General features: G+C 56.0%; 17 protein-coding genes and 1 pseudogene. 14 read left to right on the top strand and 4 right to left on the bottom strand.

The window, feature by feature from the left end; translation table 11 throughout:
* The first annotated feature begins 284 nt into the window (after positions 1 to 284).
* Together aas and lplT are read left to right on the top strand one after the other, a co-directional pair.
* Positions 285 to 2,444, top strand: a complete 2,160-nt coding sequence (aas, locus tag ACMWKA_RS07985; protein WP_248048419.1) for a bifunctional acyl-ACP--phospholipid O-acyltransferase/long-chain-fatty-acid--ACP ligase — start codon at positions 285 to 287, stop codon at positions 2,442 to 2,444.
* On the top strand, positions 2,437 to 3,630 hold the full coding sequence (lplT, locus tag ACMWKA_RS07980; RefSeq protein WP_414760117.1) for a lysophospholipid transporter LplT: 1,194 nt from the start codon (positions 2,437 to 2,439) through the stop codon (positions 3,628 to 3,630). Before aas ends, lplT begins: the two co-directional genes overlap by 8 nt.
* 90 nt (positions 3,631 to 3,720) lie before the next feature.
* Here the strand turns inward: lplT and ACMWKA_RS07975 are convergent, their stop codons facing one another.
* The 4 genes and pseudogenes from ACMWKA_RS07975 to ACMWKA_RS07960 form a co-directional block, all read right to left on the bottom strand.
* Positions 3,721 to 4,761 carry an NADP(H)-dependent aldo-keto reductase gene (locus tag ACMWKA_RS07975; protein WP_013098556.1) on the bottom strand — a complete coding sequence of 347 codons (1,041 nt, stop codon included), beginning with the start codon at positions 4,759 to 4,761 and terminating at the stop codon, positions 3,721 to 3,723.
* 132 nt (positions 4,762 to 4,893) lie between these two features.
* Positions 4,894 to 5,112, bottom strand: a complete 219-nt coding sequence (locus ACMWKA_RS07970) for a YgdI/YgdR family lipoprotein (protein ID WP_013098555.1) — start codon at positions 5,110 to 5,112, stop codon at positions 4,894 to 4,896.
* A 128-nt stretch (positions 5,113 to 5,240) separates the two neighbouring features.
* Complete coding sequence (gene mutH, locus ACMWKA_RS07965) at positions 5,241 to 5,933, bottom strand: DNA mismatch repair endonuclease MutH (RefSeq protein ID WP_013098554.1); 693 nt, start codon at positions 5,931 to 5,933, stop codon at positions 5,241 to 5,243.
* A 154-nt stretch (positions 5,934 to 6,087) separates the two neighbouring features.
* A pseudogene (locus ACMWKA_RS07960) lies at positions 6,088 to 6,174 on the bottom strand (hypothetical protein); the annotation flags it as partial.
* A gap of 442 nt (positions 6,175 to 6,616) precedes the next feature.
* Between ACMWKA_RS07960 and rppH the strand changes: the two are divergent.
* The 12 genes from rppH (at position 6,617) to recD (ending at position 25,105) form a co-directional block, all read left to right on the top strand.
* Positions 6,617 to 7,147, top strand: a complete 531-nt coding sequence (gene rppH, locus ACMWKA_RS07955) for an RNA pyrophosphohydrolase (protein ID WP_013098553.1) — start codon at positions 6,617 to 6,619, stop codon at positions 7,145 to 7,147.
* Positions 7,148 to 7,159: 12 nt separating this feature from the next.
* Positions 7,160 to 9,406, top strand: a complete 2,247-nt coding sequence (gene ptsP / locus ACMWKA_RS07950; protein WP_248048421.1) for a phosphoenolpyruvate--protein phosphotransferase — start codon at positions 7,160 to 7,162, stop codon at positions 9,404 to 9,406.
* A gap of 347 nt (positions 9,407 to 9,753) precedes the next feature.
* Entirely contained in the window at positions 9,754 to 10,629 is an 876-nt protein-coding gene (gene lgt, locus ACMWKA_RS07945; RefSeq protein WP_013098551.1) for a prolipoprotein diacylglyceryl transferase, read from the top strand.
* A 6-nt stretch (positions 10,630 to 10,635) separates the two neighbouring features.
* Positions 10,636 to 11,430 (top strand): thymidylate synthase, encoded by a 795-nt coding sequence (thyA, locus tag ACMWKA_RS07940; RefSeq protein WP_013098550.1) that lies wholly within the window; start codon positions 10,636 to 10,638, stop codon positions 11,428 to 11,430.
* 184 nt (positions 11,431 to 11,614) lie between these two features.
* The gene (locus ACMWKA_RS07935) at positions 11,615 to 12,079 is read left to right on the top strand and encodes a prepilin peptidase-dependent protein (RefSeq protein ID WP_023620429.1); all 465 of its coding nucleotides are present in this window, start codon (positions 11,615 to 11,617) and stop codon (positions 12,077 to 12,079) included.
* Positions 12,070 to 12,633 (top strand): prepilin peptidase-dependent protein, encoded by a 564-nt coding sequence (locus ACMWKA_RS07930; protein WP_414760116.1) that lies wholly within the window; start codon positions 12,070 to 12,072, stop codon positions 12,631 to 12,633. Before ACMWKA_RS07935 ends, ACMWKA_RS07930 begins: the two co-directional genes overlap by 10 nt.
* Positions 12,630 to 13,031: a DUF2509 family protein gene (locus ACMWKA_RS07925; RefSeq protein WP_040021643.1), complete on the top strand. Its 402-nt coding sequence runs from the start codon at positions 12,630 to 12,632 to the stop codon at positions 13,029 to 13,031. Before ACMWKA_RS07930 ends, ACMWKA_RS07925 begins: the two co-directional genes overlap by 4 nt.
* Entirely contained in the window at positions 13,016 to 13,339 is a 324-nt protein-coding gene (locus ACMWKA_RS07920; protein WP_013098547.1) for a prepilin-type N-terminal cleavage/methylation domain-containing protein, read from the top strand. The genes ACMWKA_RS07925 and ACMWKA_RS07920 overlap by 16 nt, the downstream gene beginning before the upstream one ends.
* A 12-nt stretch (positions 13,340 to 13,351) precedes the next feature.
* Entirely contained in the window at positions 13,352 to 16,726 is a 3,375-nt protein-coding gene (gene recC / locus ACMWKA_RS07915; protein WP_414760115.1) for an exodeoxyribonuclease V subunit gamma, read from the top strand.
* 140 nt (positions 16,727 to 16,866) lie between these two features.
* Positions 16,867 to 19,749, top strand: a complete 2,883-nt coding sequence (ptrA, locus tag ACMWKA_RS07910) for a pitrilysin (protein WP_414760114.1) — start codon at positions 16,867 to 16,869, stop codon at positions 19,747 to 19,749.
* Positions 19,746 to 23,288: an exodeoxyribonuclease V subunit beta gene (recB, locus tag ACMWKA_RS07905; RefSeq protein ID WP_149896962.1), complete on the top strand. Its 3,543-nt coding sequence runs from the start codon at positions 19,746 to 19,748 to the stop codon at positions 23,286 to 23,288. The genes ptrA and recB overlap by 4 nt, the downstream gene beginning before the upstream one ends.
* A complete protein-coding gene (recD, locus tag ACMWKA_RS07900; protein ID WP_414760113.1) occupies positions 23,285 to 25,105 on the top strand; it encodes an exodeoxyribonuclease V subunit alpha in 1,821 nt (606 codons plus the stop codon). The genes recB and recD overlap by 4 nt, the downstream gene beginning before the upstream one ends.
* The last annotated feature ends 1 nt before the right edge of the window (position 25,106 follow it).

The raw sequence follows: 25,106 nt of genomic DNA, 5'->3' as shown, positions 1-25,106 counted from the left end.
CAGACATGTCGGAATAATGTCAATCTGAACCTTTAGTTACACTTTGCCTCAGGCTGTTGCGATTGTCCGATAGCGGGAAAGAAGACGACATTGATAAAGTTGAGATCCCAGAGGTATTGATTGGTGAGATTTCTTAGTACGGTTTCGTACTCATCTCTTGCACCAACCTGCGCGGATGCGCAGGTTTTTTTTCGCCTCTATTTTTGCTGTCGCTCCTGTACCACTTCTCGTGTAATCTGCCACCATTTACTTACCCTTCACACTGGCTGGCAAAGGGAGTTGAGATGCTTTTTGGGTTCTTTCGCACACTGTTCCGTATCCTCTTTCGCGTCCGTTTAACGGGCGATGCAACGGCGCTCCGCGGCGAGCGTGTACTTATCACACCAAACCATGTTTCCTTTATCGACGGCATCCTGCTGGCGCTGTTTCTGCCTGTGCGCCCGGTGTTTGCGGTCTATACCTCTATTAGTCAGCAGTGGTACATGCGCTGGCTCACCCCGCTGATTGATTTTGTGCCGCTCGACCCGACAAAACCGATGATGATTAAACATCTGGTACGTCTGGTTGAGCAGGGACGTCCGGTGGTGATTTTCCCGGAAGGGCGGATCTCGGTCACCGGCTCGCTGATGAAAATCTACGACGGGGCAGGGTTTGTGGCGGCGAAGTCAAAAGCGACCGTTGTGCCACTGCGTATTGAAGGGGCGGAGCTCACCCATTTCAGTCGTCTGAAAGGGTTAGTGAAGCAGCGCCTGTTCCCGAAAATCACCCTGCATATTCTGCCGCCAACCTCATTACCGATGCCCGACGCGCCGCGTGCGCGCGACCGCCGTAAAATCGCCGGTGAAATGCTGCACCAGATCATGATGGAAGCGCGGATGGCCGTCCGCCCGCGCGAAACGCTCTATGAATCTCTGCTGTCGGCGCAGTACCGCTATGGCGCGAAGAAAAACTGCATTGAAGACATTAACTTCACCCCGGACACCTATCGCAAGCTGCTGACCAAAACCCTGTTCGTGGGACGTATTCTTGAGAAATATAGCCAGAAAGGCGAGAAGATTGGCCTGATGCTGCCTAACGCCGGGATCAGCGCGGCGGTGATTTTTGGTGCGGTTTCCCGGGGCCGTATCCCGGCGATGATGAACTACACGGCGGGCGTAAAAGGGCTGACCAGCGCCATCACCGCGGCTCAAATCAATACCGTTTTCACCTCGCGCCAGTTCCTCGATAAAGGCAAGCTGTGGCACCTGCCGGAGCAGCTGACGCAGGTACGCTGGGTCTTCCTGGAAGATCTGAAAGCGGATGTGACGACGGGTGACAAGCTGTGGATTTTCGCTCACCTGCTGATGCCGCGTCTGGCCCAGGTCAAACAGCAGCCGGAAGATGACGCCATTATCCTCTTTACCTCTGGCTCAGAGGGAAACCCGAAAGGGGTGGTTCACAGTCACAAGAGCATTCTGGCAAACGTGGAGCAGATTAAAAGTATTGCTGACTTTACCGCCAATGACCGGTTCATGTCGGCGCTGCCGCTGTTCCACTCCTTTGGCCTGACGGTGGGGCTTTTTACCCCGCTGTTGACCGGTGCCGAAGTGTTCCTTTACCCAAGCCCGCTCCATTATCGCATTGTGCCGGAGCTGGTGTATGACCGTAACTGCACCGTGCTGTTTGGCACCTCAACCTTCCTCGGTAATTACGCGCGCTTTGCCAATCCGTATGACTTTTACCGCGTGCGCTATGTGGTGGCCGGGGCGGAAAAACTGCAGGAGAGCACGCGCCAGATTTGGCAGGACAAGTTTGGTCTGCGCATTCTTGAAGGCTATGGCGTTACTGAGTGCGCGCCGGTGGTCTCGATCAACGTGCCGATGGCGGCGAAGCCGGGGACGGTGGGCCGTATTTTGCCGGGAATGGATGCGCGTCTGCTGGCGGTACCTGGCATTGAGGACGGTGGCCGTCTGCAGCTCAAGGGGCCAAACGTGATGAACGGTTATCTGCGCGTGGAAAATCCGGGCGTGCTGGAAGTGCCGACGGCGGAAAACGTCAATGGCGAGAGTGAGACGGGCTGGTATGACACCGGAGATATTGTCCGTTTCGATGAGCAGGGCTTCGTGCAGATCCAGGGCCGGGCTAAACGTTTCGCCAAAATTGCGGGTGAGATGGTCTCGCTGGAGATGGTTGAGCAACTGGCGACAGCGGTATCCGCTGACAAGCTGCATGCTACGGTTGTGAAGAGCGATGCCTGCAAAGGCGAAGCGCTGGTGTTGTTCACCACCGACAGCGAACTGAAACGCGACCGGTTGCTACAGCATGCGCGTGAACATGGCATTCCTGAGCTGGCGGTACCACGCGATATTCGTTACCTGAAGCAGCTTCCGGTGCTGGGCAGCGGTAAGCCCGATTTCGTGACCCTGAAGGGTATGGTTGACGAGGCGGAACAGCAAAATGCGTGAGTCAGTACACACTAACACTTCCCTCTGGTCGAAGGGCATGATGGCGGTCATTGCCGCCCAGTTTCTCTCTGCCTTCGGTGACAATGCGTTACTGTTTGCCACCCTGGCATTGCTGAAGGCCGAGTTTTATCCGGACTGGAGCCAGCCCATTCTGCAGATGGTGTTTGTGGGTGCTTACATTATTTTCGCTCCGTTTGTCGGACAGGTGGCGGACAGCTTCCCGAAAGGCCGGGTGATGATGTTTGCGAACGGCCTTAAACTGCTGGGCGCCGCCAGTATTTTTTTTGGTATCAACCCGTTTATCGGCTACACGCTGGTGGGCATTGGCGCAGCGGCGTACTCCCCGGCGAAGTATGGCATCCTGGGGGAACTCACGACCGGCGATAAGCTGGTGAAAGCCAACGGGCTGATGGAGTCCTCTACCATTGCGGCGATCCTGCTCGGTTCTGTCGCAGGGGGCGTGCTGGCGGACTGGCATGTGCTGGCGGCGCTGAGCGTGTGTGCAGTGGTGTATGGCGGGGCGGTGGTAGCCAACCTGTTTATTCCAAAATTGCCGGTGGCACGCCCGGGGCAATCCTGGCGCTTTACGCCTATGACAGGCAGTTTCTTCAACGCCTGCCGCGTGCTGTGGCGTAACGGTGAGACGCGCTTCTCCCTGATGGGCACCAGCATGTTCTGGGGCGCAGGCGTCACGCTGCGTTTCCTGCTGGTGCTGTGGGTGCCGGTGGCGCTGGGGATTACTGACAATGCGACACCGACTTATCTTAACGCAATGGTGGCGATTGGGATTGTCGTTGGGGCTGGCGCGGCGGCGAAGCTGGTGACGCTTGAGACCGTTGCGCGTTGCATGCCTGCGGGGATCCTGATTGGCGTGGTGGTGCTTATCTTCTCGCTGCAGCACGCCTTGCTACCCGCCTACGCGCTGCTTGTCCTGATTGGTATTCTGGGGGGCTTTTTCGTTGTGCCGCTCAATGCGCTGTTGCAGGAACGCGGCAAGCAGACCGTCGGCGCAGGGAATGCCATTGCAGTGCAAAATCTCGGTGAAAACCTGGCGATGCTGTTAATGCTGGGGCTCTATTCGCTGGCCGTTAAAGTCGGTGTGCCGGTGGTGGGGATTGGCGTAGGATTCGGTGCGCTGTTTGCGCTGGCGATTACCGGATTATGGCTCTGGCAGCGTCGCCGTTGATAAGAGCGGCCTGACGCCCTCACCACGGCCCTCTCTTACGGGAGAGGGCGCAAACATTAAAAACGGCAACCAGGTTGCCGTTTGCTTTTATCACGGTGCCGGGTAGGTGTATACCTGATGCACCGCTTCAATCTCTGCTAATACCTCTTCGCTCAGATTCAGATGGAAACTCTCGATATTCGTTTTCAGCTGTTCCATGGTCGTTGCGCCCAGCAGAGTGCTGGCAACAAACGGCTGACGACGCACGAAGGCCAGAGCCATCTGAGCCGGATCAAGACCGTGACGTTTCGCGATATCCACATAGGCCGCCACGGCTTTTTGTGTCTGCTCACCGCTGTAGCGGGTAAAGCGGCTGAACAAGGTGTTACGCGCTCCGGCAGGTTTCGCGCCGTTCAGGTATTTCCCTGTCAACGTACCAAAGCCCAGACATGAATAGGCGAGCAATTCCACCTCTTCGTATTGCGTCACTTCGGCCAGACCCACTTCATAGCTGCGGTTGAGCAGGCTGTATGGGTTCTGGATGGTGACGATGCGGGGCAGGTCATGTTTGTCCGCCAGGTGCAGATAGCGCATCACGCCAAAGGCCGTTTCGTTAGAGACACCGATGTAGCGGATTTTTCCCGCTCGCTGGCATTCGGCCAGGGCTTCCAGCGTTTCCAGTAGCGTAACGGCCGGGGCGCTCTCATTCCAGCTATAGCCCAGCTTTCCAAAGCAGTTGGTGGGGCGCTGCGGCCAGTGAACCTGATAGAGATCGAGATAGTCGGTTTGCAGGCGCTTCAGGCTGGCATCCAGCGCGGCGCGGATATTTTTGCGATCGAGGATCTGGTTTGGACGGATCCCGGCATCGTTGTTGCGTGCGGGGCCGCTGACTTTTGACGCAACAACCAGCTTTTCGCGATTCCCGCGTTTGGCGAGCCAGTTGCCGACGTAGGTTTCGGTAAGCCCCTGCGTTTCCGGACGAGGCGGTACAGGGTACATCTCTGCAACATCAATCAGGTTAATGCCCTGGCTGACGGCATAATCGAGTTGTGCATGGGCATCGGCTTCGCTGTTTTGTTCACCAAATGTCATCGTGCCCAACCCCAGTTGGCTTATTTCCAGAGCGCTGTGGGGGATACGGTGATAATGCATAGCCGGCTTCCTTCATTAGAAATACAGACCACGTCAGGAACCTCCCGACAAAGGAATATAAACATGGCAGAGGGGAAGCAAAAGGGGAAGAAAAAAATCAAAAAGGCCAGCAAGCCACTGACCTTTATCTGTTTATCGCTCGATAATCTGCGAAACTTCGTCGCGATTGATCTGCATTTTATTACCCTGCTGGTCATGGTAGCTGACCAGGCCGGTATCATCGTCGACTTCAGGTTTACCGTCGGTCAGGATCATCCGGCCATCTTTCGTCGCCATAACGTAATCGCTACTACAGCCCGATACCGCAAACGCTAAACCCACTGCTGAAATCAACACTGCCCATTTTTTCATCGTTATCGTCCTCACCTGGCTCGTATCAAATCATAGTGTAGTATTAACCTGATATATCGAAAGGAGAAAGGGGGAAAATCTTAAATCCCCGTCGATTATGTTTGATAGTTCGCAAAATGAGTAAAAAACTATGTTTTCAGTAAGAAATGGCGAGCCAGCAGCGCACCTGTGAAGTTCTTTTTGAGATAAAAGCCGCGCGGCAACGTGAGTATCGGTTCGCCCTTGGCGCCAATAGCCTCGGTGAGGGCTTTGCTGTTGGCCGCTTTCGGACGCAACTGTAAAACTTCTCCGTGTCGGGCCGTGATGCGCTCTACCTGCCCAAGGACGATCATATCCATCAGCTCTTCCCAGTCCAGTCTTAGCTGCCGCTCTTCATCTTCATCGGGGCTCCAGAGCAGCGGCGCGCCTACCCGGCGTTCAGCCAGCGGGATCTGGCGTTCACCCTCAACCGGAACCCAGAGCACGCGCTTGAGTTTATGGCGAACATGGCTGGTTTCCCACGTCACGCCGGTATTCCCGGTTAACGGCGCCACGCAGACAAAGGTGGTTTCAAGGGGCTTTCCCAGACGGTCTATGGGAATGGTTTTTAGCTCAACGCCCAGAGCCGCAAAATCCTGCTCGGGTTTACTCCCCGCACTTGCCCCCAGCCACAGTTCAAGCAACATGCCGATCCAGCCCTTATCCCGTTTCAGATCCTTTGGGATCGGCAACCCTGCCATCGCTGCCAGTTCGCCAAGCGAAAAGCCCGCCAGACGCTGGGCCTGCCCAAGCAACTGGGCTTCGCTTGTTGGCGGAGAAAGCATGGGTGAGAGCGCAAGCATGACGGCAACCTTTTGATTAAAAAATAAACTAAGAAACTGTCCCCTGTGGATAGAGTTTAACTTTTTCTGTACGAATATGCCATGTGCATGATTTTTAGGTTTTTTTAGTCATGAAAGACCGTTCTTTATGAAACGAAAAACGGGTTGTTCAATTCTGGTCACTGACAATGAACAGGATCTTACACCATGTTATCCACAGAAAAGTGGGATAACTGGGAATAACCCTGACTACTGTTTCAATCTACAGCCTTGACGTGCGACGAAAATCGAATTTTCACACAAATTGTGCCTAACTTATTGGCACAATCTGTGGATAAAACCGACGCTGTTCGATCTTTCATCAGCATAACGATCACAGGTGTGATGATCGTCACGTAATTCCTTCCTGGGGCGCTAAAAACAGAGCTAATACAATGAAAATTATAGGAATGTTTTCAGCGGGTGACACGGTGTAGCGAGGGGCTCTTCAGGTTGTTCATCGGTAATTCCACACTTCTTCACAACTATATCCACAGAAAAGGTGAATAAAATTGCCCTTGTTGCTGCTTATCTGTTTATAACTCTGCGCATATTTGTGAGTTATTCAAATGTTATTAGGTTGCAGGCCTGTAAGAGAGTGGTTTACCGCCTCCCTGTAGTGTGAAACAATCATTCATATATCAGATTTAGTTTGGGGTAGTCCGGTGATTGATGACGATGGCTACCGCCCGAACGTAGGAATAGTAATTTGTAATCGTCAGGGCCAGGTGATGTGGGCCCGGCGATATGGTCAGCACTCCTGGCAGTTTCCGCAAGGCGGGATCAACCCAGGGGAGTCCCCAGAACAAGCGATGTACCGGGAGCTGTTTGAAGAGGTCGGTTTAAGCCGAAAAGATGTTCGCATCCTGGCTTCGACCCGCAACTGGTTGCGTTACAAGTTACCGAAACGTTTGGTGCGTTGGGACACAAAGCCGGTTTGTATCGGCCAGAAACAGAAGTGGTTTCTGTTGCAATTGGTGGGCAACGATTCAGATATCAATATGCAAACCAGCAGTACGCCGGAGTTTGATGGCTGGCGCTGGGTGAGTTACTGGTATCCTGTTCGTCAGGTCGTGTCATTTAAACGCGATGTTTACCGTAGGGTGATGAAAGAGTTCGCAAGTGTTGTCATGCAGCTTCAGGAGATCCCGCCTAAGCCGCAGAGCGCACCTGCCTGGCGACGTAAAAGAGGTTAAGCTACGCAAATCATGCTCACCCGCTTGCGAGAAATAGTCGAGAAAGTGGCCAGTGCGCCTCGTCTGAACGAGGCGCTGAATATTCTGGTCACTGACATCTGTCTTGCGATGGAAACTGAAGTCTGTTCGGTGTATCTGGCCGATCATGACCGACGTTGCTACTACCTGATGGCGACCCGTGGTTTAAAAAAACCACGTGGTCGTACCGTTACGCTCGCCTTTGATGAAGGTATCGTAGGCCTGGTGGGGCGACTGGCTGAACCCATCAACCTTGCCGACGCGCAAAAGCACCCCAGCTTTAAATACATTCCCTCCGTAAAAGAAGAGCGTTTCCGCGCCTTCCTGGGCGTACCGATCATCCAGCGTCGTCAACTGCTTGGCGTACTGGTCGTTCAGCAGCGCGAACTGCGTCAGTATGACGAAAGCGAAGAGTCTTTCCTCGTGACGCTAGCCACGCAGATGGCTGCGATCCTCTCTCAGTCTCAGCTTGCCGCCCTGTTTGGGCAGTACCGTCACACGCGTATTCGTGCGCTGCCGGCCTCGCCTGGCGTGGCGATTGCTGAAGGCTGGATGGACGCCACCCTGCCGCTGATGGAACAGGTGTACGAAGCCTCAACGCTGGATGAAGCGCTTGAGCGCGAGCGCCTCACCGCGGCGCTGGAAGAGGCGGCCAACGAATTTCGGCGTTACAGCAAACGCTTTGCCGCCGGGGCGCAAAAAGAGACGGCGGCCATTTTTGACCTCTATTCGCACCTGCTCTCCGATGCGCGTCTGCGCCGTGAGCTTTTTGCCGAGGTTGATAAAGGTGCCGTAGCGGAATGGGCCGTTAAAAAGGTCATCGAAAAATTTGCGGAGCAATTTGCCGCACTGACAGACGGTTACCTGAAAGAGCGTGCGGGAGATTTACGTACACTCGGTCAGCGTCTGCTGTTCCACCTTGATGACACGATCCAGGGGCCGAATGCCTGGCCAAAACGCTTTGTGCTGGTTGCCGATGAATTGTCCGCGACGACGCTGGCGGAGCTGCCGCAGGACAGGCTGGCAGGTGTGGTGGTGCGCGATGGCGCAGCTAACTCCCATGCGGCTATTATGGTTCGTGCCATGGGTATCCCCACCGTTATGGGGGCCGATATTCAGCCCTCGGTGCTGCACCGACGCACGCTGGTGGTGGATGGCTATCGCGGTGAGCTCCTGGTCGATCCTGAGCCGGTCCTGCTCCAGGAATATCAGCGCCTTATCAGTGAAGAGAATGAATTAAGCAAGCTGGCGGAAGATGACGTCGACCTGCCTGCACAGCTCAAAAGCGGCGAGCGCATCAAAGTTATGCTCAACGCAGGGTTAAGCCCCGAGCATGAAGAGAAGCTCGGCAGCCGCATTGATGGCATCGGCTTATATCGCACTGAAATCCCGTTCATGCTGCAAAGCGGCTTTCCCTCAGAAGAGGAGCAGGTCGCACAGTATCAGGGCATGTTGCAGATGTTTAACGACAAGCCGGTTACCCTGCGTACCCTGGACGTTGGGGCGGATAAACAGCTGCCGTATATGCCAATCAGTGAAGAAAACCCGTGCCTGGGCTGGCGTGGGATCCGCATTACGCTGGATCAGCCTGAGATCTTCCTGATCCAGGTGCGCGCCATGCTGCGCGCGAATGCGGCGACCGGGAACCTCAGCATCTTACTGCCTATGGTCACCAGCATTGATGAGATCGACGAAGCGCGACGGTTGATCGAACGTGCAGGCCGTGAAGTCGAAGAGATGATTGGTTACGCGATCCCCAAACCGCGGATCGGGGTGATGCTCGAAGTGCCGTCCATGGTCTTCATGCTGCCGCAGCTGGCGAACCGGGTCGACTTTATCTCTGTCGGGACCAACGATCTGACGCAGTATATTCTGGCTGTCGATCGTAACAACACGCGTGTTGCCAGTATTTATGACAGCCTGCATCCGGCTATCATTCGGGCGCTGGCGATGATTGCCCGCGAAGCGGAGCAATACGGTATCGATTTGCGGCTGTGTGGCGAAATGGCCGGGGATTCAATGTGCGTTGCGATCCTCATCGGCCTGGGGTATCGCCATCTGTCGATGAACGGCCGCGCTGTCGCACGTGTGAAGTACCTGCTGCGCCATATTGACATCGAGGATGCCCGCGAGCTGGCCGAGCGCAGTCTTGAAGCGCAACTGGCAACAGAAGTGCGTCATCAGGTCGCCGCGTTTATGGAGCGACGCGGCATGGGCGGCCTGATCCGCGGTGGCCGCTGAAGTTTTTATCTCTCTACCTGTAGGCTGAGGGATCCACAATGATTCATAAACAGAAGCAATAACGCTGCTCTCAGAATGACCACCAGAGCAGTGTGTTCCCCCTCACCCCAGCCCTCTCCCAGGAGGAGAGGGAACTGTCCGTGCGTAATTTTTCTGTGGGGATCCCTCAGCCCCGTGGGAGAGGGCAACCTCCCACACCATCCTCTATACACATCTTTTACATCTCTGGCGCATCCTCCGCGTCCGCCTTGTGCTATGATTCGCAACTTTGGAGCCTCTGCTGACCGCCGGGGCGCATCTCTACCGCTGTCCACTTTCAGCGGAATAACAACATCTTGTGGTGACAGATGAACAGTGGTTATCTGCATTTTCCGGAATTTGATCCGGTCATTTTCTCAGTAGGACCCGTTTCGCTTCACTGGTACGGTCTGATGTACCTGGTGGGCTTCATTTTTGCTATGTGGCTTGCTGGCCGTCGCGCCAGTCGTCCTGGCAGCGGCTGGACCAAAAACGAAGTCGAAAACCTGCTTTACGCGGGCTTCCTCGGTGTGTTCCTTGGTGGGCGTATTGGCTATGTCCTGTTCTATAACCTCCCGGTATTCCTCAACGATCCGCTCTATCTGTTCCGCGTCTGGGACGGGGGGATGTCCTTCCATGGCGGCCTGATTGGTGTGATTCTGGTGATGGTGATTTTTGCCAAACGCACCAAACGCAACTTCTTCCAGGTATCGGATTTTATCGCGCCATTGATTCCGTTTGGTCTGGGGGCTGGTCGTCTGGGCAACTTCATTAACGGCGAGCTGTGGGGACGTGTCGACCCGAGCGTTTCCTTTACTATGCTGTTCCCGGGCTCGCGCGCGGAAGACCTGGCGCTGCTGCCGTCTCATCCTGAATGGCAATCCATTTTTGATACGTACGGCGTTCTGCCGCGTCACATGTCTCAGCTCTATGAACTGGCGCTGGAAGGCGTGGTGCTGTTTATCATCCTGAATCTGTTTATCCGCAAACCGCGCCCGATGGGGGCTGTCTCCGGCCTGTTCCTGATTGGCTACGGTGCGTTCCGTATCATCGTTGAGTTCTTCCGCCAGCCGGATGCGCAGTTCACCGGCGAGTGGGTACAGTACATCAGCATGGGGCAAATCCTCTCCATTCCGATGATCGTCGCGGGTGCCATTATGATGATTTGGGCGTATCGTCGTCGTCCACAGCAACAACTTTCCTGAGGAACCATGAAACAGTATCTTGAATTGATGAAAAAAGTGCTCGACGAGGGCACGCCGAAAAATGACCGTACCGGAACCGGGACGCTCTCCATTTTTGGCCACCAGATGCGCTTCAACCTGCAAGAAGGCTTCCCCCTGGTGACGACAAAGCGCTGCCACCTGCGCTCGATCATTCATGAACTGCTCTGGTTCCTGCAAGGCGATACCAACGTTGCCTATCTGCACGAAAACAATGTCTCTATCTGGGACGAATGGGCAGATGAAAACGGCAATCTGGGCCCGGTGTACGGCAAGCAGTGGCGTGCGTGGCCAACGCCTGATGGCCGCCATATTGACCAGATCACCACCGTGATGAACCAGCTGAAAAACGACCCGGACTCGCGCCGTATTATCGTTTCTGCCTGGAACGTGGGTGAGCTGGATAAAATGGCGCTGGCACCGTGCCATGCGTTCTTCCAGTTCTATGTGGCTGATGGCAAACTCTCCTGCCAGCTTTACCAGCGCTCTTGCGATGTCTTCCTCGGCCTGCCGTTTAACATCGCCAGCTATGCGTTGTTAGTACATATGATGGCCCAGCAGTGCGATCTGGAAGTGGGCGATTTTGTCTGGACCGGTGGGGATACGCACCTGTACAGCAACCACATGGAACAGACGCATCTCCAGCTGACCCGTGAGCCGCGTGCACTGCCGAAGCTGATTATCAAACGTAAACCGGAATCGATCTTCGATTACCGCTTTGACGACTTCGAGATTGAGGGATACGACCCGCATCCGGGCATCAAAGCGCCTGTCGCAATCTGATACAGCAAATCGTTACATAACCGGCGCATTTACGCGCCGGTTTTTTTTCGTCTGTACTCTGTTTCCCGAGGCGTTGTCCAGTCGGCGTGCAACGCGCTGCAACGGATAACATTCTCTGGATAACGCCTCGTAAAACCCCGAATTGCGGCTCGTCATGTTCACGGCGTTTCGCCACACTCCCGGCATGAAAAAAGAGCACGGCTTTACGCTTATCGAAACTCTGGTTGCCATTTCGCTGGTTATTATCCTCAGCGCGACAGGGCTCGCCGGCTGGGACAACTGGCAACAGCGGCAGAGGTTGTGGCAGGTCGCCTGTCAGGTCCGCGACTATCTGGTGTTTCTGCGAAACGATGCCAATCGTCACAACCGTGACCACCTGATTACGCTTCAGCAGGACGACAGAGGCGCCTGTTTGATGAGCTCTGCAGTGCAGGGCTGTGAGAACAACAGCCCGTATGTGCTCAGACCGTTGTGGCCTGACGTCGTGCTAAGGGAGGTTACGCCTTCATTAGGATTCTATGGATTAAGGGACACGGCGTGGGCAGGGCGGATACGGGTACAGAGCAGGGCAGGAGAATGGATGATTGTCGTCTCAAACGGAGGGCGTATCAGGATGTGCACTGTTACAGGGGAAAATGCATGCCGATGAACCAGCACGGCTTCTCACTTACAGAGGTGCTGGTTGCAATGGCGATCAGCAGCATTCTGTTACTCAGCACGTCGCGTTTTTTACCGGAGCTGCAACGGGCAGTTTTGCTGCAATCCAGGGCGCAGGAGCGTGAAGAAGAGATCTGGCAACGCCTGTTCGCGATTGGCAAGCAGTTACAGCGCGCGGGGTATTGCGCGGGTAATTGTCAGGGGCAGAGCCTGACCATCGGCAGGGAGGGAAGCTGTGTGATTATCCGGTGGGATGCAAACAGTAACGGCACCTGGGACACCTCAGCATCGGATAATGAAAGTACGGGGTTTCGTCTGGAATCAGGCGCGCTGGAAACCCTGCGTGGCGCGACGGGGTGTGAAGGAAAAGGATGGGAGAAACTTACCGACCCGGCTCGGCTTATGATCCACACATTTGTGGTACGTAAACATGAGCACCCGGGATTTGCGCCAGCGTTATATCTCGAGTTGACCGCCAGCGGGGTGAATGATAAGCACGCTGCCCCTTACCAGGTTCGCTATGGCGTTACGGGGTTTAACTTGTGAACCGCCAGAATGGGATTGCCTCACTGACGCTGGTTCTGCTGTTACTGGTGTTAGGCACACTGATCCTGACCGGCCTTAACCAGCAACTCATAACATTTACCATGCTGGTTGGCGACGAGAGCCGCGCCATCCAGCAGCAGGCAGCCACGCAGTCTGCGCTGGAGTGGGGGCGCGTTCAGCACTGGTCGTTGCAGCCTCATGTACAGTGCAAACAGAGACAAACGCAACGTGTTTGTTTGCGTGTACTGAATGAGTCGCAGGTGTTACTCATCGCTGGAGATGGAGAGCTGTTGCTCTGGCGTGGCGGGGAGATTGTCAACGGGCACATACGCTTTTTACCTCATGGCTGGAGTGATTTTTGCCCGCTAAAGGAGCGTGCGTTATGTCGGTTGCCGTGAAGAATGAAAAGGGGTTCAGCATGGTCGACGTGTTGCTGGCGATGATGCTGCTGGTGGCGATCGTAACGGCGCTGTCCGGCTATCACCGGGCGCTGGCTTCCCGCTTTGCCCTGTTTAGCCAGTATCGTCAGCTCTGGCACATCGCCTGGACGCAGTCGCAGATGGATGCTGGTGCGCTGCCAGCAGGCTGGCAGATAAACCGGATGCAGACAACGCAGTCTGGATGTGTCAGCATCACGGTTACACTTATTTCTCCTCTGGGTCGACGCGGTGAGATGACGCGTCTGCATTGCCCGGTTAGCCAGTAGTCGGGAGCGTCTATGTTAAGGGTCTACCACTCAAATCGTCTGGATGTGCTGGAAGCGCTGATGGAATTTATCGTTGAGCGTGAGCGGCTCGACGATCCGTTTGAGCCTGAAATGGTGCTGGTGCAGAGCACCGGTATGGCACAATGGCTGCAGATGTCGCTTTCCCGTAAATTTGGCATCGCGGCGAATATCGATTTTCCGCTTCCCGCGAGCTTTATCTGGGAGATGTTTGTCCGCGTGTTGCCTGACATCCCGGAGCAGAGTGCGTTTAACAAACAGAGCATGAGCTGGAAGCTGATGGCGCTTTTGCCAGATATGCTCACGCATGATGAGTTTGCCATGCTGCGCCACTACCTGCATGACGATTCCGACAAACGCAAGCTGTTCGAGCTGGCATCACGCACCGCAGATCTCTATGACCAGTATTTAGTGTATCGTCCGGAATGGTTGACTCGCTGGGAGGTGGGTGAGCTGGTGGAAGGTCTGCCGGAGGCGCAGGTCTGGCAGGCGCCGCTGTGGAAAGCGCTGGTGGAGCATACCGAAAAGCTGGGTCAACCCAAGTGGCACCGTGCGAACCTCTACCAACGGTTCATCTCCATACTGGAAAATAGCACTGACCGACCGGCCCGGCTGCCCTCCCGCGTATTTATCTGCGGTATTTCCGCCTTGCCACCCGTCTATCTGGATGCGCTGAAAGCGCTCGGAAAACACACCGACATCCATATTCTCTTTACTAACCCTTGCCGCCATTACTGGGGCGACATTCAGGATGACCGGTGGCTTTCGCGGCTTGTGACGCGCCAGCGGCGACGTCTCTTTGAAGAACGCACGGTGCCCTTGTTTAAAGACAGCGCCTCTGCCGCGCAGCTTTTTGATGAGCAGGGCATTCAGAACCTGCCAAACCCGCTGCTTGCCTCATGGGGCAAGCTGGGCCGGGACTATATTCATATGCTCTCTGATATCACCTCGTCAGGCGAAGGCGACGTGGATGCGTTTGTTGAAATCACGCCGGACAGCCTGCTGCACAATATCCAGTCCGATATTCTGGATCTGGAAAATCGCGCGGTGATGGGCGTGACGGCAGAAGAATTTGAACGCAGCGACACGAAGCGGAGACTGGATCCCGACGATCGCAGTATCACGGTGCATGTTTGCCACAGTGCGCAGCGTGAAGTCGAAGTCCTGCACGATCAGTTGCTCGCCATGCTGCAGGACGATCCTGACCTGACACCGCGTGATATCGTGGTGATGGTGGCGGATATCGACAGCTACAGCCCCTTTATTCAGGCCGTTTTCGGCAGTGCGACGGGAGAGCGCTACCTGCCTTATGCCATCTCTGACCGTCGGGCTCGCCAGTCTCACCCGGCCTTGCAGGCATTCGTTACCCTGCTGTCACTGCCTGACAGCCGCTTCATTTCCGAAGATGTCCTGGCATTGCTCGATGTCCCCGTGCTGGCCGCTCGTTTTAACATTAACGAAGAGGGGTTGCGCTACCTTCGTCAGTGGGTAAACGAGTCTGGCGTACGTTGGGGGATCGATGACGACAACGTACAGGAGTTTGAGCTTCCCCCTACCGGACAGCACACCTGGCAGTTTGGTCTGACGCGTATGCTGCTGGGGTATGCCATGGAAAGCAGCCAGGGCGAGTGGAACGAGGTCCTGCCTTATGATGAGTCCAGCGGGCTCATCGCGGAGCTTGTCGGGCATTTAGCCTCACTGCTGATGCAGCTTAACCGCTGGCGACGTGCGCTAATGCAGCCGCGTCCGCTGGAGGAGTGGCTGCCGGTTTGCCGGGAACTGCTCAATGATTTCTTCCTGCCGGACAGTGACACGGAAGCCGCAATGGCGCTGATTGAAACACAGTGGCAGGCGATAGTCGATGAGGGGGTGAACTCCCACTATAACGAAGCGATCCCGCTTTCGCTTCTGCGGGACGAATTGACCCTGCGCCTCGATCAGGAGCGTATCAGCCAGCGCTTCCTTGCCGGGCCGATCAATATCTGCACGCTGATGCCCATGCGTTCCATTCCCTTCAAAGTGGTGTGTCTGCTTGGTATGAATGACGGTGTTTATCCGCGAGCCCTGCCGCCGCTGGGCTTTGATCTCATGAGCCCGGCACCGAAGCGGGGCGACCGTAGCCGTCGTGATGATGACCGCTACCTCTTCCTTGAGGCGCTTATTTCCGCGCAGAACAAGCTTTACATCAGCTATATCGGTCGGTCGATTCAGGATAACAGCGAGCGTTTTCCCTCTGTTCTGGTGCAGGAACTGGTGGACTATATCGGACAGAGCCACTACCTGCCGGGGGATGAAGAACGTAACTGCGATGAGAGCGACCAGCGGGTGAAAGCGCATATCACCTGTTGTCACAGCCGTATGCCGTTTGACCCGATGAACTACGTCGCCAGCGAATTGCAGAGCTATGCCCAGGAGTGGCTGCCCGCGGCGAAAAAAGAGGGGAAGGCGCACAGTGATTTCATTCAGGAGCTCGACGCGCGGCCCATTGAAACCCTGACCTTCGAACAACTGCAGCGGTTTTGGGCGCATCCGGTACGCGCCTTCTTCCAGCAGCGGTTGCAGGTAAATTTCCGCTCGGAAGAGAGCGAAATTCCTGACGCAGAACCGTTTACGCTGGAAGGGCTGGAACGTTATCAGTTAAACCTCCAGCTGCTGAATGCGCTGGTGGAGCAGGAAGATGCTGACAAACTGTTCCGCCGCTATCGCGCTGCGGGGCAATTACCGTATGGTGCGTTCGGGGAGATCGTCTGGGAGGCGCAGTGCACAGAGATGAAGGCACTTGCCGAGCGTGTTATCGAATGCCGACAGCCGGGAACAAGCCTTGAAATCGACCTCAACTGCAACGGTATCCAGCTGACGGGCTGGCTGACGCAGGTTCAACCGGACGGGCTGCTGCGCTGGCGGCCTTCCATGCTGAGCGTTTCACAGGGTTTGCAACTCTGGCTCGAACATCTTGTCTACAGTGCTGGCGGTAACCAGGGTGAAAGCCGGATGTTTGTACGCAAGGAGGGCGAGTGGCGTTTCCCGCCAATGGAGCCGGAGCAGGCATTACATTACTTGTCCTTGTACATTGAAGGTTACCGTCAGGGGATGAACAAGCCGCTGCTGTTACTGCCTGAAAGTGGCGGGGCGTGGATAAAAGCCTGTTATGACGCGCAGAATGATGCGATGTTAACGGATGACGCTTCACTGCAGAAAGCGCGGAGTAAATTTGTTCAGGCTTGGGAAGGTAACATGATGGTCCGTGGTGAAGGCGATGATGTCTGGTATCAACGGTTATGGCGAACGCTTGAGCCAGAATACTTTGAGACCATCACGGAAGAGGCACAACGTTACCTGTTACCGTTGTTCAAATTTAATCAGTCCTGAGCGCTGTATAAAAATTGCGCAGCAAAGGGTGTTCATTTATGATGCACCTGCTATCACGGACTGATGTACAGAAAGAAAGAGATGCTGGCGTGTCCAGCACGAAGTTTGTTAATGATGTAGCCGTGATAAAGAGGTCGTTAATGCCAGGCAGCACCTTGTTCAAAGCGTTTGTTTTGTTTGTCGCCCTTTGGGCTCCCGTCACTCAGGCAGACTCCGGTTGGCAACCCATCCAGGAAACTATCCGTAAAAGCGAAAAAGATACCCGTCAGTATCAGGCTGTCCGCCTTGATAACGGGATGACCGTGCTGCTGGTTTCCGATCCGCAGGCGGTGAAATCCCTCTCGGCGCTTGTGGTACCCGTTGGTTCGCTGGAAGATCCCGAAGCGCACCCGGGTCTTGCGCACTATCTGGAACATATGACGTTGATGGGGTCCAAAAAATACCCCCAGCCGGATAGCCTCTCCGAATTTCTGAAAATGCATGGCGGCAGCCACAACGCCAGTACGGCACCGTATCGGACGGCGTTTTATCTGGAAGTCGAAAATGATGCGCTGGAAGGGGCGGTGGATCGTCTCGCCGATGCCATTGCCGCACCGCTGCTGGATAAAAAATACGCTGACCGTGAACGTAATGCCGTCAATGCTGAATTGACCCTGGCCCGCACGCGAGACGGTATGCGCATGGCGCAGGTGAGCGCCGAAACCATCAACCCGGCGCACCCTGGATCCCGTTTTTCCGGGGGTAACCTCGAGACGCTGAGTGACAAACCAAACAGCCCGGTGCTTGATGCGTTGCACGCGTTTCGCGACAAATACTACTCCGCAAACCTGATGAAAGCGGTTATCTACAGCAACAAACCGTTGCCAGAACTGGCTGCCATGGCGGCGCAGACCTTTGGACGGGTACCAAATAAAAACATCGACCTGCCGCAGATAAACGTACCGGTTGTCACCGACGCGCAGAAAGGGATCGTGATCCACTACGTGCCCGCACTGCCGCGCAAGGTGTTACGCGTTGAGTTCCGCATTGATAACAATACCGCACAGTTCCGCAGTAAAACGGATGAACTGGTCACCTATCTTATTGGTAACCGCAGCCCGGGAACGCTTTCTGACTGGCTGCAAAAGCAGGGGCTGGTGGAAGGGATCCGTGCCGACTCCGATCCTGTGGTTAACGGCAACAGCGGTGTGCTGGCGATTTCCGCCACCCTGACCGACAAAGGGCTGGCGCACCGTGATGAGGTGGTCGCGGCTATCTTCAGCTATCTCTCGTTGCTGCGCGATAAAGGCGTCGATAAACGCTACTTTGACGAACTGGCACACGTGCTGGATCTCGATTTCCGCTATCCGTCCATTACCCGCGACATGGACTATGTTGAGTGGCTGGCGGATACCATGATCCGCGTGCCGGTTGAACATACCCTGGACGCGGTCAACATTGCCGACCAGTATGACGCTGAGGCGATAAAAGCGCGCCTGGCAATGATGACCCCACAGAATGCCCGTATCTGGTACATCAGCCCGAACGAGCCGCATAACAAAACGGCCTATTTCGTGGATGCCCCTTACCAGGTGGATAAAATCAGTGAGCAAACGTTCGCAAACTGGCAGAAAAAGGCCAGCGAGATCGCGTTGAAGCTGCCGGAACTGAATCCCTACATCCCGGATGATTTCTCCCTGATTAAAACCGCGAAAGCGTACCCACACCCGCAGCTTATTGTTGATGAGCCGACGTTGCGCGTGGTGTACACCCCAAGCCACTACTTCGCCAGCGAGCCAAAAGCCGATGTCAGCGCTGTTCTTCGCAACCCGAAAGCGATGGATAGCGCCAAAAATCAGGTGATGTTTGCGCTCAATGACTATCTGGCCGGTATCGCGCTTGACCAGCTCAGCAACCAGGCCGCGGTGGGTGGGATCAGCTTCTCTACCAACGCCAATAACGGACTGATGGTCAATGCAAACGGCTATACCCAGCGTCTGCCTCAGCTGTTCCAGGCGTTGCTGGAGGGTTATTTCAGCTACACGCCAACGGAAGAGCAGTTTGAGCAGGCGAAGTCCTGGTATGCGCAGATGATGGATTCCGCTGAGAAAGGCAAGGCGTACGATCAGGCGATTATGCCGGCGCAGATGCTGTCGCAAATCCCTTATTTCCAGCGTGAAGATCGCCGGGCGCTGCTGCCATCCATCACATTAAAAGAGGTGTTGGCCTACCGCGACGCGCTGAAAACTAACACGCGTCCGGAGTTTCTTATCGTCGGCAACATGAGCGAGGACCAGGCCAAAACGCTGGCAGAGAACGTACGTCAGCAGCTCGGTTCAAAAGGCGACGAGTGGTGCCGTAACCAGGACGTGCTGGTTGAGAAAAAACAGAATGTGATTTTTGAAAAAGCAGGTAACAGCACGGATTCCGCGCTGGCCGCCGTGTTTGTTCCTACGGGCTATGATGAATTTGCCAGCTCTGCGCAGAGTGCCGTTCTGGGACAAATTATACAGCCGTGGTTCTACAATCAGCTGCGCACAGAAGAGCAGCTTGGCTACGCGGTCTTTGCCTTCTCCATGAACGTTGGCCGCCAGTGGGGGCTGGGTTTCCTGCTACAGAGCAGCGATAAACAGCCCGCTTATCTCTGGCAGCGTTACCAGGCTTTCTTCCCGCAAGCGGAAGCTAAACTGCGAGCCATGAAGCCGGATGAGTTTGCCCAAATCCAGCAGGCCGTCATCGCGCAGGTGATGCAGCCGCCTCAGACGCTGGGTGAAGAAGCATCCCAACTGAGCAAAGATTTCGATCGCGGTAATCTGAAATTTGATTCGCGTGATAAAGTAGTGGCCGAGATAAAACAGCTGACGCCTCAGAAGGTTGCCGACTTCTTCCATCAGGCGGTGGTTAAACCGCAGGGAATAGCCATTCTGTCTCAGGTTTCTGGTAGCCAGAACGGAAAAACGGACTACGTTAACCCGAAAGGCTGGAAAATCTGGAAGAGCGTCAGCGCCCTGCAGCAATCTATGCCCTGGAGTAAGAAAGAATGACCGACACCGCTGAGTCCCTTGATCCCTTACGTTTACCTCTGCAGGGTGAACGATTGATTGAAGCCTCAGCGGGAACGGGAAAAACCTTCACCATTGCCGCGCTTTATCTGCGTCTGTTGCTGGGGCTTGGCGGCCAGGCCGCTTTTCCGCGTCCGTTAAGCGTGGAGGAGCTGCTGGTGGTGACCTTCACCGAGGCCGCCACCGCTGAGCTGCGCGGCCGTATCCGTGCCAATATTCATGAACTGCGTATCGCCTGTCTGCGCGAAAGCACGGATAACCCTCTCTACGCGAGCCTGCTGGCAGAGATTGCCGATAAACAGCAGGCCGCACAGTGGCTGCTTCTGGCTGAACGGCAAATGGACGAGGCCTCTGTCTTCACCATCCACGGTTTTTGCCAGCGCATGCTGAGCCTGAATGCGTTTGAATCCGGCATGCTGTTTGAACTGCAGCTTATTGAAGATGAGTCTGAGCTTCGCTACCAGGCCTGTGCTGATTTCTGGCGTCGCCACTGCTACCCGTTACAGCGGGAGATCGCCGAAGCGGTACATGCGTTGTGGAAAGGCCCTGAGGAGCTTCTGCGCGCCATTGAGCGCTATCTGCAGGGGGAGGCCCCGGTCATTAAATCTCCACCGCCTGCGGATGAAACGCTGGCCTCGCGCCATGAAAAAATCGTCGCGAAGATTGCAGCCGTTAAGCAAAAATGGATTGAGTCTGTCGGCGAGATCGACGCCATTATCGAAAACTCCGGGATCGACAGGCGCAAGTTTAACCGTGGTAATCAGGGGAAATGGATCGACAAGATCACTGCCTGGGCGCAGGAAGAGACGCGCGGTTACCAGCTCCCGGATGCGCTGGAAAAATTTTCCCGGCGTTTTCTGATTGAGCGAACCAAAGCCGATGGCATTGTTCCGGAGCACCCGCTGTTTGTTGAGATCGAAACCCTGCTGGCAGAGCCATTAACCCTTAACGACCTGATGATCACCCGCGCCATGGCGGAGATCCGTGAAGCGGTGTCGCGTGAGAAACGCCGCCGGGGTGAGCTGGGCTTTGACGATATGCTAAGTCGCCTGGACGCGGCGTTGTGCAGTGAAAATGGCGAGGCGCTTGCCGCCGCCATCCGCACGCGCTTTCCGGTGGCGATGATTGACGAATTTCAGGATACCGATCCCCAGCAGTACCGCATTTTCCGCCGCATCTGGCGACAGCAGCCTAACACGGCACTGTTGCTCATTGGCGATCCCAAACAGGCCATTTATGCCTTCCGTGGCGCGGATATTTTCACTTACATGAAAGCCCGCAGCGAGGTTGAAGCGCACTACACCCTGGACACCAACTGGCGCTCCTCGCCGGGGATGGTGGAGAGCGTCAATGCGCTCTTCAGCCGCATGGATTCGGCGTTTATGTTCAGGGAGATTCCCTTCCAGCCGGTAAAGTTCGCCGCCAGAAATGCTTCGTTGCGCTTTGAATTCAACGGCGTGAACCAGCCCGCCATGAATTTCTGGCTGCTGGACGGCGAGGGGTGCGGTGTTACGGACTATCAACATGCCATGGCTCAGCACTGCGCCGCGCAGATCCGGGACTGGCTCAGCGCAGGTACGCGCGGTGAGGCGTTGCTGTGGAAGGGGGACACATCAGCCCCGGTAAAAGCATCCGATATTACGGTGCTGGTGCGCAGCCGTCAGGAGGCGGCGCTTATCCGTGATGCCCTGACGTCACTGAACATCCCGTCCGTGTATCTCTCTAACCGCGATAGCGTCTTTGAAACGCTGGAAGCGCAGGAGATGCTGTGGCTGCTGCAGGCCGTGATGGCGCCGGAGCGGGAAAGCACCCTTCGCAGCGCGCTGGCAAGCAGCATGCTGGGACTGAACGCGCGCGATATTGATGCGCTAAATTGCGACGAAGCCGCCTGGGATGCGGTGGTCGAAGAGTTTGTGCAGTACCGCGAGCGCTGGCAAAAACGCGGCGTGATGGCGATGCTGCGTGAACTGATGAGGCAGCGTCACATTGCCGAGAATATGCTCGCCACAGTGGGCGGCGAGCGCCGTCTGACCGATATTTTGCATATCAGCGAACTGTTGCAGGAGGCGGGCACGCAGCTGGAGAGCGAGCATGCCCTGGTGCGCTGGCTGGCGCAGCAAATTGCCGATCCGAACAGTAACTCGTCGAGCCAGCAGATGCGTCTTGAGAGTGATAAGCACCTGGTGCAAATCGTCACCATTCACAAGTCGAAAGGCCTGGAGTATCCGCTGGTCTGGCTGCCTTTTATCGCCAATTATCGGGTGCAGGATCAGGCTTTTTATCACGATCGCGAGTCGTTCGAAGCGGTGCTCGATCTCAGCAAAGCAGAGTCCAGCGTAGAACTGGCCGAGGCCGAGCGCCTGGCGGAAGATTTACGCTTGCTCTATGTGGCCCTGACCCGCTCGGTCTGGCACTGCAGTCTGGGTATCGCTCCGCTATTCCGCCGCCGTGGCGAAAAGGCAGGCGAGACCGATTTTCATCTGAGCGCGCTGGGAAGGCTGATTCAGCTTGGTGAGCCAAAAGATGCTGCCGGGCTGCGTCAGTGTATTGAAACACTGTGCGGGGAACATATTGCCCTGCATATCCCGTCGCAACCCGATAACAGTCGCTGGCAGCTGCCAGAACAGCAGACAACCGACCTGCAGGCCCGGCAGATTACGCGAACCGTTGCAGACGACTGGCGCGTGACCAGCTATTCCGGTTTACAGCAGCACGGGCAGAGCATTGCGCAGGATCTGATGCCTAAGCTTGACGTGGATGCCGCAGGTACCGGCAGTGTGCCGGATGAACCGGTGCTGACCCCTCATCAATTTCCGCGCGGCGCGTCACCGGGCACGTTTTTACACAGCCTGTTTGAAGAGCTGGATTTCACGCAACCTGTCTCTGAGGAGTGGGTGCTGAAAATGTTGCAAAGCGGCGGCTACGACGCGCAATGGCAGCCGGTGCTCAGCGAATGGATCACCGCTATCCTTCACGCCCCGCTCACGGCACAGGGTATTTCGCTCAGCCAGCTGACCGCCAGAGATAAGCAGGTGGAGATGGAGTTTTATCTCCCCATCGCCAGCCCGCTAAGAGCCGAGGCACTGGATGCGCTGATCCGCGAGCACGACCCGCTATCCGCCGGTTGCCCGCCACTTAACTTCCGTCAGGTTCAGGGGATGCTGAAGGGCTTTATCGATCTGGTGTTCCGCCATGAAGGGCGTTACTACCTGTTGGATTACAAATCGAACTGGTTGGGTGAAAACAGCGAAGCCTATACCCAACAGGCGATGGCCTCTGCCATGCAGATGCATCGTTACGATCTGCAGTACCAGCTGTATACCCTTGCGCTGCATCGCTATCTGCGTCATCGCATTGCAAATTACCGCTACGAAGACCATTTTGGCGGGGTGATTTACCTCTTCCTGCGCGGGGTGGATGCCGACGATCCGCAGTCTGGTATTTTTAGTACGCGCCCGGACGCGGCACTGATTGAGAAAATGGACAGTTTATTTGCCGCAGGCACGGAGGAGTTGGCATGACGATGCAGGAATTACTGCTGGAAGCCGTAGAACAGCGTTTACTGCGCCATCTTGATGTGCAGTTCGCCATCATGGTGGCTGGCGAGCAGCCGGCCGTAATGCTGGCTGCCGCTATCCTGAGCAACGACGCGGGGGAAGGGCATGTCTGCCTGCCGCTTTCGCGCCTGACCATTGATGAGAAAATGCCTTCGGCTCTTCAGTCCTGTTTTGCCCTGCTGGGCGAGTCGGTAGACTGGCAGAGCGTTTTGCTAAGCTCTCCTGCTGTCAGCAGAGCCGATACCCAGACGCCCATGATCCTCATCGGCGACCGGTTGTACCTTAACCGGCTGTGGCGTAATGAACTGACGGTAGCGCGCTTTTTCAGCGAGACAAATGCGCCGCTTCCCTGTGAAGAAGCGCGGCTCCGGCAAACGCTGGATGCCCTGTTTACCTCAGATGAGGCGACAGACTGGCAGAAAGTGGCGGCGGCCGTCGCCTTAACGCGGCGGATCTCGGTGATCTCGGGCGGACCGGGCACGGGTAAAACCACCACCGTGGCAAAACTGCTTGCCGCGCTGATTCAGCTGTCGGGTGAGCAAAAATGCCGTATTCGCCTGGCGGCGCCCACCGGCAAAGCGGCGGCCAGGCTGACGGAGTCGTTAGGTGGCGCGCTGCAAAAACTGCCGCTCACGCAGGAACAGCTTGCGCTTTTCCCCAATGAAGCCAGCACCCTGCACCGGCTACTGGGCGCCCAGCCGGGCAGCCAGCGCCTGCGTTACCACGCCGGAAACCCGCTGCATCTTGACGTGCTGGTGGTGGATGAAGCGTCGATGATCGACCTGACGATGATGTCGCGGCTGATTGACGCCTTACCTCCCCACGCGCGCGTAATTTTCCTGGGCGATCGTGACCAGCTTGCCTCGGTGGAAGCCGGGGCCGTACTGGGCGATATCTGCACCTATGCGAGTCTTGGGTATACCGCGGAACGTGCTGAGGAGTTAGCCCGCCTCACCGGATGTTCGCTCGCAGCCGAAAGTCAGTCTCTCGCGGCGGCGCTGCGAGACAGCCTCTGTTTGCTGCAAAAAAGCTACCGGTTCGGGAGTGATTCCGGCATTGGCCAACTGGCGGCGGCCGTGAACAGAGGGGATCGGCATGCGACCAGTGCCGTTTTTGACGGCAGCTTCAGTGATATTGAGAAGAAATCGCTGCAAACCGGGGAAGAGTATCAGGCGATGCTGGATGATGCCCTGCTGGGCTATCAGCACTTTCTGACGAGCGTGCAGCAGCAACATACGCCTGCGCAGGTCATTGCCGCGTTTGGCGAGTATCAGCTGCTGTGCGCGCTGAGGGAAGGGCCTTTTGGTGTCAGCGGCCTCAACGACAGGCTTGAGCAACTGCTTGCGCAAAAGCGCAAAATCATCCGCACGCCGCATTCACGCTGGTACGAAGGTCGGCCAGTGATGATCTCCCGTAACGATAGCGCGCTGGGGTTGTTTAACGGCGATATTGGCATTGCGCTTGACCGTGGACAGGGTCTACGCGTCTGGTTCCTGATGCCGGACGGAAGCGTGAAGTCTGTGCAGCCCAGTCGCTTGCCTGAACATGAAACAGCATGGGCGATGACGGTACACAAGTCCCAGGGCTCGGAGTTCAACCATGCGGCGTTGATCCTGCCCACCCAGCTTTCACCCGTGATTACCCGCGAGCTCATCTACACCGCCATCACCCGCGCGCGTCAGCGCTTGTCGCTCTATACCGACGAGCGTGTGCTGGTGCAGGCGATTGCCGCCCGTACAGAACGGCGAAGCGGCCTGAGCGCGATATTTGAGTCCCTCTGAA

It is taken from the genome of Enterobacter sp. 03-F-07-AD-ECC (assembly GCF_047530935.1).
GTDB lineage: Bacteria > Pseudomonadota > Gammaproteobacteria > Enterobacterales > Enterobacteriaceae > Enterobacter > Enterobacter cloacae.
This window is presented reverse-complemented; position numbering and strand designations above follow the sequence as displayed.